At 35.4% G+C, this 14,210-nt stretch carries 14 protein-coding genes; 5 read left to right on the top strand and 9 right to left on the bottom strand.

Translation table 11 applies throughout. From position 1 onward, the window contains the following. Positions 1-19 precede the first annotated feature (19 nt). The 6 genes from FW781_RS09915 to FW781_RS09890 form a co-directional block, all read right to left on the bottom strand. Positions 20-1,351 (bottom strand): M12 family metallopeptidase, encoded by a 1,332-nt coding sequence (locus FW781_RS09915; protein ID WP_149387228.1) that lies wholly within the window; start codon positions 1,349-1,351, stop codon positions 20-22. Positions 1,352-1,753: 402 nt separating this feature from the next. Beyond that, entirely contained in the window at positions 1,754-3,508 is a 1,755-nt protein-coding gene (gene aspS, locus FW781_RS09910; protein ID WP_149387227.1) for an aspartate--tRNA ligase, read from the bottom strand. 137 nt (positions 3,509-3,645) lie between these two features. Continuing rightward, the gene (locus FW781_RS09905) at positions 3,646-4,008 is read right to left on the bottom strand and encodes an ankyrin repeat domain-containing protein (RefSeq protein ID WP_139348588.1); all 363 of its coding nucleotides are present in this window, start codon (positions 4,006-4,008) and stop codon (positions 3,646-3,648) included. A 149-nt stretch (positions 4,009-4,157) separates the two neighbouring features. Next, positions 4,158-4,598, bottom strand: a complete 441-nt coding sequence (locus FW781_RS09900) for an ankyrin repeat domain-containing protein (protein WP_149387226.1) — start codon at positions 4,596-4,598, stop codon at positions 4,158-4,160. Positions 4,599-4,608: 10 nt separating this feature from the next. Further along, on the bottom strand, positions 4,609-4,812 hold the full coding sequence (locus FW781_RS09895; protein WP_077418859.1) for a helix-turn-helix domain-containing protein: 204 nt from the start codon (positions 4,810-4,812) through the stop codon (positions 4,609-4,611). Between the two features lie 2 nt (positions 4,813-4,814). Further along, positions 4,815-5,399, bottom strand: a complete 585-nt coding sequence (locus FW781_RS09890) for a DUF2975 domain-containing protein (RefSeq protein ID WP_149387225.1) — start codon at positions 5,397-5,399, stop codon at positions 4,815-4,817. 201 nt (positions 5,400-5,600) lie between these two features. Between FW781_RS09890 and FW781_RS09885 the strand changes: the two genes are divergently transcribed. After that, positions 5,601-6,995: an MATE family efflux transporter gene (locus FW781_RS09885; protein ID WP_149387224.1), complete on the top strand. Its 1,395-nt coding sequence runs from the start codon at positions 5,601-5,603 to the stop codon at positions 6,993-6,995. 243 nt (positions 6,996-7,238) lie between these two features. Beyond that, positions 7,239-7,358, top strand: a complete 120-nt coding sequence (locus FW781_RS09880) for a 30S ribosomal protein THX (RefSeq protein WP_002976304.1) — start codon at positions 7,239-7,241, stop codon at positions 7,356-7,358. 58 nt (positions 7,359-7,416) lie between these two features. On the opposite strand, the gene FW781_RS09875 is transcribed toward FW781_RS09880, so the two are convergent. The 3 genes from FW781_RS09875 to FW781_RS09865 form a co-directional block, all read right to left on the bottom strand. Further along, on the bottom strand, positions 7,417-8,076 hold the full coding sequence (locus FW781_RS09875; RefSeq protein ID WP_149387223.1) for a DUF937 domain-containing protein: 660 nt from the start codon (positions 8,074-8,076) through the stop codon (positions 7,417-7,419). Positions 8,077-8,156: 80 nt separating this feature from the next. Continuing rightward, positions 8,157-9,416, bottom strand: coding sequence for a protein O-mannosyl-transferase family (locus tag FW781_RS09870; RefSeq protein ID WP_149387222.1), 1,260 nt, complete (start codon positions 9,414-9,416; stop codon positions 8,157-8,159). A 1-nt stretch (position 9,417) separates the two neighbouring features. Then, positions 9,418-9,927, bottom strand: coding sequence for a DUF2480 family protein (locus FW781_RS09865; RefSeq protein WP_149387221.1), 510 nt, complete (start codon positions 9,925-9,927; stop codon positions 9,418-9,420). Between the two features lie 78 nt (positions 9,928-10,005). On the opposite strand from FW781_RS09865, the gene lpxB reads away from it, so the two are divergent. From lpxB to FW781_RS09850, 3 genes are all read left to right on the top strand, one after another. Beyond that, positions 10,006-11,109, top strand: coding sequence for a lipid-A-disaccharide synthase (lpxB, locus tag FW781_RS09860; RefSeq protein WP_149387220.1), 1,104 nt, complete (start codon positions 10,006-10,008; stop codon positions 11,107-11,109). A 39-nt stretch (positions 11,110-11,148) separates the two neighbouring features. Next, positions 11,149-12,240 carry a glycoside hydrolase family 99 protein gene (locus tag FW781_RS09855; protein WP_149387219.1) on the top strand — a complete coding sequence of 364 codons (1,092 nt, stop codon included), beginning with the start codon at positions 11,149-11,151 and terminating at the stop codon, positions 12,238-12,240. A gap of 136 nt (positions 12,241-12,376) precedes the next feature. Next, a complete protein-coding gene (locus FW781_RS09850) occupies positions 12,377-14,155 on the top strand; it encodes a ComEC/Rec2 family competence protein (RefSeq protein WP_149387218.1) in 1,779 nt (592 codons plus the stop codon). Positions 14,156-14,210 lie beyond the last annotated feature (55 nt).

Genomic DNA, 14,210 nt, shown 5'->3' with positions numbered 1-14,210 from the left:
TTTATTTGGGTGAAAAAGCTTAGTTTACTTTTGTAAGTATAAAGCGTTGCTTTGTAGAAGGCTGAACCGTTTGATCCGTAGTGCCGATGACAATAGGGGTAAGATTAGTTGTTAATCCATTTTTTACCTCTAATCTCAATGATGGTGCATTCTTAGGTGCAAACCCAAAGCCATTGTTTCCCAGATTGAATAATAGCCATTTCTGAGCATCTGTATTAGCATTGGTTCTTAATTCAACAGCTGTTCCGTTCGTTGTTCCATTACTTTTTACGGTTAACACCTTTGTAGGATCCAATATAGATTTGATGGTATAATACCCATGATCTGATTTGCTGAAAGTAAATTTCTGGTTATTCCCTGTAGAAGCTGAATACAGAATTATGCTGGTACCGTCCGTAGTGGAACTTCCGGAAATATCCAGATTTTTATCATTCGCTAAAGCTGTTGTCATGGTATAAGTTCCGTTGATTGCAGAAGTAGCATTAACAGGTCCATACAAATGATTTATTCCAGCGTAATCACCGGCAGATAATCCTGTTCTCTGCTTGGTAAAAGTAGAGCCATCCAATTTTGTCATTACAGGCTGGCTTGGATCTATTGCAAAGTCTGTAGACTGGTACATCATGACTGATCCGAAATCAAATGCACCATGTCCTGCGTAATCATTGTAAAGATTGAAATTATGACGGCTTCCTTCTGTTGCTTTGTTAGTATCTACAATGATATACTGATCTCTGTCCGGACGGCATTGCTCATGCATGATTCCCATAGAATGCATGATTTCGTGAGCAATAATTGCGGGGTAAGTAATATTATAAATTTTAATACCGTTCACTCTGTTTTTCTGCCATCCAAGCGGAGAACTATTGGATGTTGTATAAGTAAAAGTAATATATTCTGTTTGATTGGTGCGTTCAACAAACTGCATACTGGTTTGCGAAGAGATCATATCAAACGCTTTGTTGATATTGGTAAGGAACGTATTATAATTCTGAGTACTCAGGCTTCCCTGACTGGGTAATGTATAATAGACTGTTGCATTCGGCCATGTCTTGATAAAGGAGCTTACAATGGTGCTTTTCTCAACGGTTGACATTTCTGAATTGGCCTGCATCTTTAATTTGTCAAACTGTTCAGCGCTGATAGTAATATCATCTGCATAAAAATATTCACCATTAACTTCATTAACGTACGTATATTTTCCGTTAATCAGTAATTTGTGAATCTTTGCATTGTCTAGTTTCGTGGTTGTAAGATCTGTTGAATCTGCCTGTGCATTTTCAGTGTCAGACCTGCATGAATTCAGTGCCAAAACAAGGCATGCTGATAAGAGTAATAGTTTGCTTTTCATATTATTTAATATTGGTTTGGTGATCAGGCTAAATATGAACAGCTATATTATGATCATACGCAAAAGATTATAAAATTAACCAAATCCTAAGTTTTGATTAAGTCTTCATTATAATTCAGCTGTATGTCGTAAATATATTAATAAAAAATTATGATTGTATATAACATAATATAATTATTGTTTTATTATGATTTTGTTTAAATTGTGTATTAATTTCGATTATTTTTCGTTTTTGTATTAATTTTTACTATCAAATTTTAAATTAAGTTATTTCACTGACGATTGATATGTTAAATAAAAATGTACTTTATACTAACGTAAAGTGTATTCCATTAACAAATTAATGAAGTGTGCTGAGATTTAGTATATAAAAAAAAGCGGGGCAAATACCCCGCTTTACATTTATGCTTTTAAATTTAATTGTAATTCCAGTTCGTCGAGCTGTGCATCAGCAATTGAAGCCGGTGCATCGATCATTACATCTCGTCCCGAATTGTTCTTAGGGAATGCGATATAATCTCTGATCACTTCATTTCCGTCAAGTATTGCTACCAAACGGTCAAAGCCGAATGCCAAACCTCCGTGTGGTGGTGCTCCGTATTTGAAGGCATTCATAAGGAATCCAAACTGAGCTTCTGCCTCTTCTCTGGTGAATCCTAACAAATCAAACATTCTGGATTGAAGCTCTCTGTCAAAAATTCTGATAGATCCCCCTCCGATTTCATTTCCGTTAAGAACCATATCGTAAGCATTGGCTCTTGCTTTTCCAGGATCTGTTTCCAATAAATGGATATCTTCCGGTTTTGGAGAAGTAAACGGATGGTGCATGGCATGGTAGCGGCCACTTTCTTCGTCAAATTCCAATAGAGGGAAGTCAACTACCCAAAGTGGTGCAAACACGTTTCCTTTTCTTAATCCCAAACGGTTTCCAAGTTCCATTCTTAAAGCAGAAAGCTGAGCTCTTACTTTATTTTCGTTTCCGGAAAGGATCAACATTAAGTCTCCTTCTTTAGCTCCGAATTTTTCGATGATTTTTGCTAAATCGTCTTCGTTGTAGAATTTGTTCACTGATGAGGTTTTCACTCCATCATTCTGGAATTTAGCCCATACCATTCCTGAAGCTCCAATCTGAGGGCGTTTTACCCAATCAACAAGCTCGTCAATCTGTTTTCTTGTATAGTCTGCACATCCTTCTACATTGATTCCGACAACTAATTCTGCATCATCAAATATTTTAAAGTCTTTTCCTTTTACCAGTTCATTCAGTTCTACGAACTCCATTCCGAAACGGATATCCGGCTTGTCATTTCCGTATTTTCTCATCGCATCTGCGAAAGTCATTCTTGGGAAATCTCCGAATTCCTGACCTGTAATATCTTTGATAAGAGTTTTAGTCATTCCTTCAAATACATTCATGACATCTTCCTGTTCTACGAAAGCCATTTCACAGTCGATCTGTGTAAACTCCGGCTGTCTGTCGGCTCTTAAATCCTCATCACGGAAACATTTTACAATCTGGAAATATTTATCCATTCCGCCTACCATCAATAGCTGTTTAAAAGTCTGTGGAGACTGTGGCAATGCATAAAACTGTCCTGGGTTCATTCTGCTTGGTACAACAAAATCTCTTGCCCCTTCCGGAGTAGACTTGATCAAAACAGGTGTTTCCACTTCAATGAAACCTTCATCAGATAAATAATTTCTTACTTTCTGTGCCATCTTGTGACGGAAGATCAGTTTATCTTTTACCGGATTTCTTCTGATATCCAGATATCTGTATTTCATTCTTAATTCCTCACCGCCATCTGTTTCATCTTCAATAGTGAAGGGAGGCAGCTGAGATTCATTCAGAATAGTTAGTTTTTCTACCAGAATTTCAATTTCCCCTGTTGGAATATTAGGGTTTTTACTCACTCTTTCAATAACTCTTCCGGTAGCCTGAATCACAAATTCACGGCCCAGTTTTTTAGCTTCTTCCATCAGTTGTGCAGAAGAGCGCTCTTGGTCAAAAACCAGCTGGGTAATTCCGTAACGATCTCGAAGATCTACCCAAATCATAAATCCTTTATCACGGATAGTTTGTACCCATCCTGATAGTGTAACTTCTTCATTCAGATTTTTCAGAGATAGCTCTCCGTTGGTGTGTGATCGAAACATAATTATTTGTTTAAAGTTCAATGTTTAAGGTTCAATTCCGAACCTTGAATTTTTCGTTGGCAAAGATAAGATTTTTGCAGGTTTTATAAATAAAAAAAACTTCCTTTCGGAAGTTTCGTATATTGTTTTCAGGTTTTTTAATTTCTATTACCACCTTTTTCTGTAAGAATTTTCTTTATTTCTTCGGTACCTTTTGTATCATCAGCTACTTCAAGAGGTGTTTTATTCTGACATTTTTTATTAACATTGGCCTTGTTGTCCAAAAGGAAATGTATAATATTCTTTCTATCAGACATTACACTGAAACCAAGGGGCGAATAAGCTATATTTCCAACGAGGAAACATTTGTTGTAATCTCCCGGGGCAAACTGTTTTTTAAATGTTGCCACATCATCAGAATAAATGGCTTTCATCTTTTCCTGAGTCATCTTCTGAGCAGAGAACATGCTTCCAGATAGTAACATTCCAAATAGAAAGGTAGTAGAGATTATTTTTTTCATAGGGCTACTTTTTAAGAATATACAAATCTAAATTAAATTTTATTACCAATTGCTAAGTTTTGATAATAATTATCGTTCTATTAATCAGATTATTCTAGTATTAATTATAGAATTACAAAACTACTGTTTTAAATATCATGAGTTAAAAATTACTCCAAAAGCTTAATGATTTCTGGTTTCTCATATTTTCGGGCGTAATCCAGAGCTGTGTAACCTGCTGATGTTTTAATCTCTTTTTTTGCTCCGTTGGCCAGGAGTTTCTTTGCGAATTCTGTATTTCCATATTTTGCAGCAAACATCAAGGGGGTCTTTCCGTCGCATACTTTGTCCAAATCTGCTTTTTCATCAATCAGTTTTTGGAATATCTCTTTACTGTTCATTTTGATGGTTAAGCCTAATAAAGTATAGGTATTGTTTTCAATCTGATAACAGGTATTGATGTTATTTTTATTGATCAGAGTATTAAAATAGGCGGTATTATCATACTTCAGCATTTGTTTGTGTTCATTAGTCAGTTCTTGAGCACTTGTAAATGTTGAAAATACAACCAATGTCAAAATGATTGTTCTTAAGGTTAAACTGAGTTTCATATTATTGATTTTAAGGTTTGAATTCTAATATATCACCAGGCTGGCAATCCAGTGCTGTACAGATGGCTTCTAACGTTGAAATTTTTAAAGCTTTGGCTTTTCCGTTTTTTAAAATGGATAGATTGGCCTGTGTAATCCCTATTTTTTCAGCCAATTCCTGGGACTGCATTTTTCTTTTTGCAAGCATTACATCAATATTGATAATGATCGGCATAATTATATTGTTAAGTCATTTTCTGTTTGTAATTCATACCCCTTTTTAAAAAACTCCATAATGAAAAGGATCATGATTCCTAAGGTGAGGTGAAGTAATATAAACATCGGATCTATACTGTATACAGATTTATCCATGAAATATAAAACGGCACAATAAACCGGGATGAAAATTATATTGAGGATAGAAAATAGTCTGAGGTCTCGGATTACTTTTATATTAAAAATAATCTCTTTGCTCATTCCTTTGAAAATTCTGAACAGATAAAAAGTAAACAGACTGTAAAACCCAATGAAAAATATAATTGAAATAAAGGTATACAGGGTATAGTTTCCTCTGATTACAGAGCCGGTTAATGGCATGTTGAATTCAAAGGTTAATGAATCAGCAGCTGTTTTTGGGGCTTCATTGTTGAAATCTCCGGTTTTAAAAGTACCGGATAAATAGTGTGTCCCTTGATGTATATTGAGATATGCTACAATGAATCCAAAAATTAAATAACCTAAATACAGCAGCTGAACTATTGAAACTACCAGCAGAATTTTATGTAAAACTGTGGAGGCTGATTTTTCACCAATTAATTTCATGCAATTATAATTTTTAATTGTTGTAAATGTATAAATATTTATCGTATTACGATAAATATTTGTTGTAAATTTTATTTTATTTTTTTTAATTTGAGTTTTTTACTGGAGTAACCAGTATTCAGCAGTGATTAAAAACTTTTCATATGCCAACTTTTAATTGCTTTTGAATGAATACTTTTGCTAAGTAAACTAAAAGAAATCATGACAAGATATATCGAGTTTTTAAAAAAGGCGTTCAGTGGTGAAGAAACCGACTTTACGAAGGTAAATATCAGAAGTGCTGTATTACTTTTAGCAATCCCGATGATGCTGGAAATGGCCATGGAATCTGTGTTTGCGCTGGTTGATCTCTATTTTGTCGGACACCTGAAAGAAAGTGGTTTTGCCATTCAGACTGTAGGGCTTACCGAATCTGTACTTTCAGTGATGTATTCTATTGCGATCGGTATGAGTATGGCGGCAACAGCGCTGGTAGCAAGAAGGATTGGTGAGAAAAACCCGGAGCAGGCTTCCAGAAGTGCTGCACAGGTATTATTGGTTTCCTTTGCTATTACTTTTGTTTTAAGTTTACTGGGAGTGATCTATGCTGAAGAAATTTTGATCCTGATGGGCTCAAAGCCTGAAGCAGCAGCCTATGGGAAGAATTTTACCAGAATTATGATGGGAAGCAGTACCATTATTATGCTTTTATTTTTAATCAATGGTATTTTCAGAGGTGCAGGAAATGCGATGATTGCTATGAAAAGCTTGTGGATAGCAAATATTGCCAATATTATTCTATGCCCACTCCTGATAAAAGGATTAGGGCCTGTTCCTGCTTTGGGATTAACCGGGGCTGCTTTGGCGACAACAATAGGTCGAAGTATCGGGGTAATTTACCAGTTATATCATCTTTTAGTAGCTGATACCCAAATCCGTATAAAGATTCCTTATTTTAAACCCAATTATGAATTAATAAAATCCATTATAAAAATTGCAACTCCCGGAATTTTTCAGTTTGTCATTGCTTCATGCAGCTGGATTTTTCTTGCGGAACTCGTAGCTACAACAGGAGGTGAGAATGCTTCAGCAGGGTATCAGACAGCTTTAAGACTGATGATGTTCTTTATGCTTCCGGCCTGGGGACTGAGTAATGCGGCATCTACACTGGTAGGACAGAATATGGGAGCCAATGAAATGCTGAGAGCAGAACAGTCCGTAATGAAGACGGTGAAATATAATGTCATCTTTATGCTCATCGTAAGCCTGATATTTATTTTTATGGGAAATTTTTTAGTTGGTTTTTTTACTCAGGAAACTGCTATTAAAGATTTTGCTAAAAATGCCCTTCAGATTATGAGTACAGGGTTTATTTTCTATGGAATCGGTATGGTAATGATCAATGCATTCAATGGGGCCGGTGATACATGGACGCCTACCTGGGTTAATCTTTTTGGATTCTGGCTGTTTCAGATTCCTTTAGCATATTTTTTATCAAAATACTTTGACCTGGGACCAAAAGGGGTCTTTATTTCAATTCCTGCCGCAGAAACCCTGATTACCATCGTTGCTTTTATCTTATTCAAAAAAGGAAGATGGAAAACGATTAAGGTTTAACTTAAAAGGCTGGGTGCTGGAAGAAGGAAGTTACCAAAGTCTGAAATACCTGGATCTGTCTTTATCAACGAAATTAAGGTGATAAATAATTCAATAACAAAGAATAGAAGATAGTAGTCTGATAGTAACTTCCAGCTTCCTTCTTCCAACTTCCATCCTTAATTTATAAAATTTTAACAGCTTCATTAATTGGATTTTAGATCAGTATTTTCTAAATTCGTAATACAACAAATACATAATACTATGGGAAAAGGAGACAAAAAATCAAGAAGAGGAAAAATCAATTCCGGAAGCTATGGTAAAAGAAGACCTAAAAAAGCCTCGAAATCTTTTGTTGCTTCTGAAGAAAAATCTAAAAAGTAAGCAAAAATAAAAAGACCGAAGATCATCTCTCCGGTCTTTTTTATGAAAATTAAATTAATTATTTACCACCAAGAATATTACCAAGAATGCTGCCTAAACCGCCGCCGCCTTGCTGTTGGTTTCCACCACCGCCCAATACACTTCCAAGTATATCGTTCAGAGGATTTCCAGATGATTGAGCTTGTCCGCCACCTCCTAAAACACTTCCAAGAATGTCATTTAAAGGATTAGATTGCTGAGCCTGAGCCTGGTTGGAAGCATTCCCAAGAATTCCTCCTAAAAGATCTCCAAGACCTCCTGCGCCTACATTGCTCTGTTGCTTCTGCTGTCCGATGTAACCCATTACAACAGGTGCCAGCATCGCCAGGATAGGACCTATTTTGTCAATAGAAATTCCTGTGTTCTGTGAAAGCTGGTTTTCAACCGTACTTTTTTGCCCTCCAAAGATATGATCAAGAATAGATCCGCCCTCGGCCTGTCTTGCTTCAATCTGAGAAGTGTCATTTAAGATACTTCCGTTATGGTCTTTATCTAAAGCATTATTTAAAGCTTCTGCTTCTTTAGCATCCTGAGATTTATTTCTAAGGTAAGAAATAATAAGAGGTGCAGCTACTGCTAATAGGGCGATTACCTGATTTTTGCTGATTCCGAATTTATTTTCAGCCTGTTCAGCAACCTGGTTGCCTGTGTTCCCTGTAAGTAGGTCAATTAAACTCATTTTTTGTGTTTGTTAGTATTAAGTAAATCAAAGTTATCAAAAAATATGTCTCATAAAATGACCGCCTTTCATAATTATTGTTAAAGTTTTCTGATCTGTTCTTCTGTATAGCCTTTGCTTTTTAGCACCTTAATGTATTCTACAGCACTTATTGTCATCCATTCAATGGGTTCGGGCGCTTGTTTTTTATCAATGGTAAACTCCAGAATCCCTACATTGTTATTCATCCATGGAAGAACATAATAATCCAGACCGCCTTTGTACTCCTTGGATGCATGAAATTCTTTCCCTTTTTCTGTTAAGAATACGACTTTATAAAAGAGAAGATACCCAGCAGGAATCAACAGACATACCCATGAAAATCTTCTCAGGCGGGCATATTTTGCGGAGGAAAGTCCATAGCCGATAGACAAAGCAAAAATTATATTAAAAGGCAAAAAGAAAACGTAATTATCTGATACTGCATAAAACGTCGAAAATCCGTATACGCAGACAGCCCCTGCAGCAAAAACAAAAAACATTTTTCGATTAGTCTTGTATAATATCAGAACACCTGCGACTCCGAAAAATGTAAATACATTGAAATTATATATAAGATAAGCAAAAGACTGGAAAAAATCTTTCACATACTGAACTGTACTTTTTTTCAAAGAATCTTCCACCCATGTTCCCTGATCAGAGCTGTATGGTAATTTGAAGGGAAGTCCCTGGGAGATATTCAGAATAAATAATGAACCAAACAATGCTGCAAAAATGAATAGTGAAGCCGCTGCATATTTCTTTTCGTTTCTGAAATAAAATAAAAAGATCAGTAAGGCAGGTATGAGGAGGATATTTTGAATATGAACCCATAAGCTTATTCCTAAAAATACGCTGCTCAGCACTATATAGATTCTTTTATTTTCTGTAAAAGTTTTTATAACTGAAAAGAAAAAAAGGCTTACCCACAGGGAGTTATAAGTATATACTTCCACGATCTCTGCATTTCTCCAAAATGAGAAACTGAAACCGAAAACAAAAGCCGCTGTAAGCGATGCCCATTCTGTTTTTGAAATACTTTTTACTGTGAGATAAATAACAGAAACTGTGGCTGCTCCTGAAAAAACAACCAAAAACCGGCTTGCTTCAATAGCATTAATACCTGCCAGGTTCTTAATAAAGATAACAGTATTGGTATATAAAAAATGACTTGTTGCTGAAGCAGTGGTTTCCCATATCCCTTTTTCTGCACTCAATACAAAACCTACACAGTCAGCAAAAGGAATTTTTGAAAAACTTCCGAAATAGTAAATGCCAAGAAAAATAATAAACAAAAATACAGCGGATAAATATTTGTTCATATTAGTTCTTTATGATAGGAACATTAGAACAGGCTTCTCCGAACATCAGGGATTTTACAATAGGTTTTAACTGTTCTACCAGTTCTATATAAGCATTTTCAGGAATATCTTTATCTGAACAGCCTTTTACCAAAACTCTTTTGCCTCTCATTTCCTCAAAATCATGAGTCTGGATGGCATTGTGCATTAAAATAACATCAAGATCCTCACGGCTTCCGAAGACTATTTTTTTGGCAACATCAGTAAGTTTTGCGGTCAATACAAAATAAGCCCAAAGCGGGATAATTGTATCTACAGAATTGTAAATGTATATGTATGAATCTTTATAGAGTTCTGTATCTATAGCCTCTACCTCTTCACGAAAATCTTTTTCTTTCAGGATCATTTCCTGAAAAAGGAAATCTTTAAGGTCAATACCCTTTCTTTCTCCCTTTGGAAGTAAAGTGGCAAGGTCAAAATTGATAAGGCCGCTTTCGGCAACTTTATTCCGGATTTCAAATTCTTCTGACATTTTTTATCATTATCTTTGAACAAATTTACGAATTAAGATCATATCTATTTTAATTTGTTCTCTATCCTTACTATAGAAATGAAGTATTATATTATTGCAGGAGAAGCTTCCGGTGATCTGCACGGAAGTAATTTGATGAAAGCCTTAAAACAAAAGGATCCGAATGCGGAGTTCAGGTTTTGGGGCGGTGATCTGATGAAAGCTCAGGGCGGAACACTGGTGAAACATTACCGTGATCTTGCTTTTATGGGGTTTTTGGAAGTAGTGATGAACCTACGGACAATTCTGAATAATATTAAATTCTGCAAAGAGGATATCCAGAAGAACAGACCAGATGTTTTGATTTTGGTTGATTATCCCGGTTTTAACCTGAGAATTGCCAGATTTGCCAAAGAACTTGGTATCAAAGTCGTGTATTATATTTCTCCACAGCTTTGGGCATGGAAAGAAGGACGGGTAGAAACTATCAAAAAATATGTGGATGAAATGATGGTGATTCTTCCTTTTGAAGAAGATTTTTACAGAAAACACGGCGTTCATTCTCATTTTGTAGGCCACCCTTTGCTGGATGCTATTTCGGATCTGAAAGAGATTCGTATTGAAGATTTCAAATCGGAGCACGGACTGAACGAAAAAGAAATCATCGCGCTTCTGCCGGGTTCCAGAGAACAGGAAGTGGAAAAAATGCTTGAAATAATGCTTTCCGTAAGACCATATTTTAAAAATTATCAGTTTGTAATTGCCGGAGCGCCGAGTCTTCCTAAAGAGTTTTATCAGAAATATGTGGACGACAATGTTCATTTTGTATCCAATAAAACCTATGACTTGCTGAGGTGTTCCAAAGCAGCTCTTGTGACTTCCGGAACCGCTACCTTAGAAACCGCCTTGTTGAATATTCCTGAAGTGGTTTGCTATCGTGGAAGTAAGATTTCGTATGCTATTGCCAAAAGATTAGTGAAAAACATTAATTATATTTCTCTGGTTAATCTTATCATGGACAGAGAAGTGGTGAAAGAATTAATACAAAATGATCTGAATACTAAAAACCTGGTTGAAGAACTCAGTAAAATCATAGAAGGAGAAAAAAGAACTCAGGTTCTGAATGATTACAGCCTTCTGAGAGAAAAACTGGGTGGAAAAGGTGCCAGTGACCATGCTGCTGAGGTAATATTAAAAGTTTGATGTGCCGGGGTTTTTGAGAATTTAATTTACTTTTTAACTATGAATTATTGTAACCGTTTTCTGGTATTACTGATATTTACATTATTCTTCTCAAACAGTTTTGCACAGCAGAACAATGCAAGAGATAAAGTTCAGATATTCTATTATGGCTGGTATGGAAATCCTGACACGGACGGAAGTTATCAGCATTGGAACCATGAAATCCTTCCTCACTGGAGTAATCCGAAATGGAACAATCTCGGACATCATAAAGGCGGAGATGATATTGGGGCCAATTTTTATCCTGCACTTGGAAATTATAGCTCGAATGATTCAAAGATCATTGAAAAGCATATGAGAATGATCAAAGAATCCGGAGTGGGAGTAGTTGTTGTCAGCTGGCTGGGGAAAGATTCATTTACGGATAAAAGTCTTATCAAATATCTCGATATTGCCGATCATTTTGATTTAAAAGTTGCCTTCCATATCGAGCCATTTTATAAAACTACTTCTGAATTAAAAGAACAGCTTTCTTATCTCATAAAAACTTACTCTGCTCATCACGCTTTCTATAAAAAAGAAGGGAAACCTTTATTTTATGTTTACGACAGTTATAAGATTCCCAAACAAGAGTGGTCTGAAATGTTATCCAAAGATGGAGGAAAAACCGTTAGAAATACAGTGTTAGATGCTCTTTACATTGGATTATGGGTTGAAAAAGACGATGCGAAATTTTTTGAATCATCCGGATTTGATGGTTTCTACACTTATTTTGCCAGTGAGGGTTTTGTATATGGAAGCACAACGGCTAACTGGAATTTTATGGCCCAATATGCTAAAGACCATCATATGATTTTTATTCCTTGTGTTGGTCCAGGTTATTCGGATACCAGAATCCGCCCATGGAATGAAGCCAACTTCAAAAGCAGAAACAATGGGAAGTATTACGAAAATATGTTTGATGCTGCCATCAAGGTAAATCCGGATTACATTGGAATTACATCATTCAACGAATGGCATGAAGGAACACAGATAGAACCTGCGATCCCTAAAAAAGCGGGAGATTTCAAATATGAAGATTATGGGAAAGATCCTTTATTTTATATTAAAGAAACGAAACGTTTAGCGGATAAATTTTTACAAAAGAAATGACCTGCTTTCAAACTTTAATTTCATAGCAAAAAATAAAGTGTTCTGTTGATACGTTTGATACGCTGTAAAGCTCTTATTTAGTTATTCAAGAGATGATATACCATGAATTAATTATCTATTTTACAAGGATAATTAATTGAAATTGCAAAAACAGCCTCTTCTTATTCTGGTCATCTGTTTTATTCTTGGAATTCTTTTTCAGGAGAAAATGGTATTGACAGGCATTGCATTTTATTTGGTTATTGTGATTTGCCTGATTATACTGTCTGCAATATGCTTTCATTCTTATTTTTTACATAAAATCAAAGCTTTTTTGATGGGACTTCTGTTCTTTGGAGCAGGGATTATTCTTCATTTTCATAATACTTTTTCAGCTGATGTTTCTTCATTTGTAAAGAAAAAAGAAACGGTTACTTTTACAATCTCTCAAAAATTAAATACTACTGCGAAATATAAAAAATATGAAGGAGCAGCACAGGCGGGAGGCATAAGCTTTAATTCAGTACTCTATGTTCCGAAGGATACTAAAGAATTGGATTTTCTCCATTATTACAAAGCGGAAGCTTATATAACACACCCAAAAGCTGCCCGATATGATTTTCAGTTCGACTATGCCGGGTATTTAAAACGAAAACATATTGATTATCAGATTTATCTTTCAAAGGATATTGTATCTGCGGAACGTGATGATGTAACTCCAGCAGATAAGCTTAAGCAATATAGATTTATAGCTCTCAAAAATATTGATGAAACCGGGATTTCAGGAAAAACCAAAGAGTTTTTAAAAGGAATCATTCTGGCAGACCGTACAGAGATTGATGCAGGTACTGTACAGGACTTCAATAAATCCGGACTGGTTCATTTTCTCGCTATTTCCGGAACTCATATCGTGGTTGTTTTCGGGATGTTTTACTTTTTGCTGATTCGTTGTATTCCCTTAAAATTCAGAAAATATGCAGTCATTTTAAGTCTCTTTTTTATTTGGCTGTTTGCTGCTTTTATCGGATTTGGGAATTCAGTTCTGCGTTCCTGTATCATGCTGAGCATTTATTTTATTTTTGTATTGCTTCAGCGAAAACCGGATCTGCTTCATTCATTAGCTTTATCAGCTTTTCTTATCTTAATCGGAGATACACAGCAGCTTTTTGATGTGGGATTTCAGCTCAGCTTTTTAGCGGTCCTTGGAATTTATTGGCTGAATCAGCCTCTCTTGAAATATTTTCCAAAACAGGATAATTACCTTAAAAAACTTTTGTTTAATACCATTACAATATCTTTATCAGCTCAGCTGGCAACACTTCCTTTGGTGCTGTATTATTTTCATCAGTTTTCATTCATATCCATCATTGCAAATATTGTCATTGTTCCTTTTTCTGAAATAATTATTGTTTTTTCATTCATAATGACGGCTTTTATTTCTTGCGGGGTCAATTTTGAATTTCTGAATAGGATATATGATTTTATTATTCAGATTTTGTTGAAAATGATCCATTGGTTTGCAGAAGTTGATATGCTATTCTTTGACAACATCCCCATGAATGGATTAGAGGTGCTGTCAGTATTTGTGGTGGTTTATCTATTAAAATTTCCGATCTTAAAATTCAATGTTAAAAATTCTTCAAGACTGATGATTGCTGTTGTTGTATTTCTGATGATAAGAGCGGGAAGTAATGTCTTTGAAAATCAGAAAGAAGAAGTGTTGATTCATACGTTCGGTAGAAACAGTATCTTTTCAATAAAAAGGGGAGATGAAGCTTGTTTTTGGATCTCTGATACGGAAAATAAGACCAGGGTTTTACAGTTTGTGGTGAACCCTTACTGCTCTTCACGGAGAATAAGTCATTTTGAGCTTAAAACCTTTTCAAATTCAGTTCAAAAAGTAGTTTTCAGGAACAAAATTTATGATTTGAAATAATGGTAACAATTTATGTGTTTTCCTGTATTTATAATGTATGGAATTCTTATTTAGA

It is taken from the genome of Chryseobacterium panacisoli, assembly GCF_008274625.1.
GTDB lineage: Bacteria > Bacteroidota > Bacteroidia > Flavobacteriales > Weeksellaceae > Chryseobacterium > Chryseobacterium panacisoli.
The sequence above is the reverse complement of the archived record's forward strand: the minus strand, read 5'-3'. Positions and strand labels throughout refer to the sequence as shown.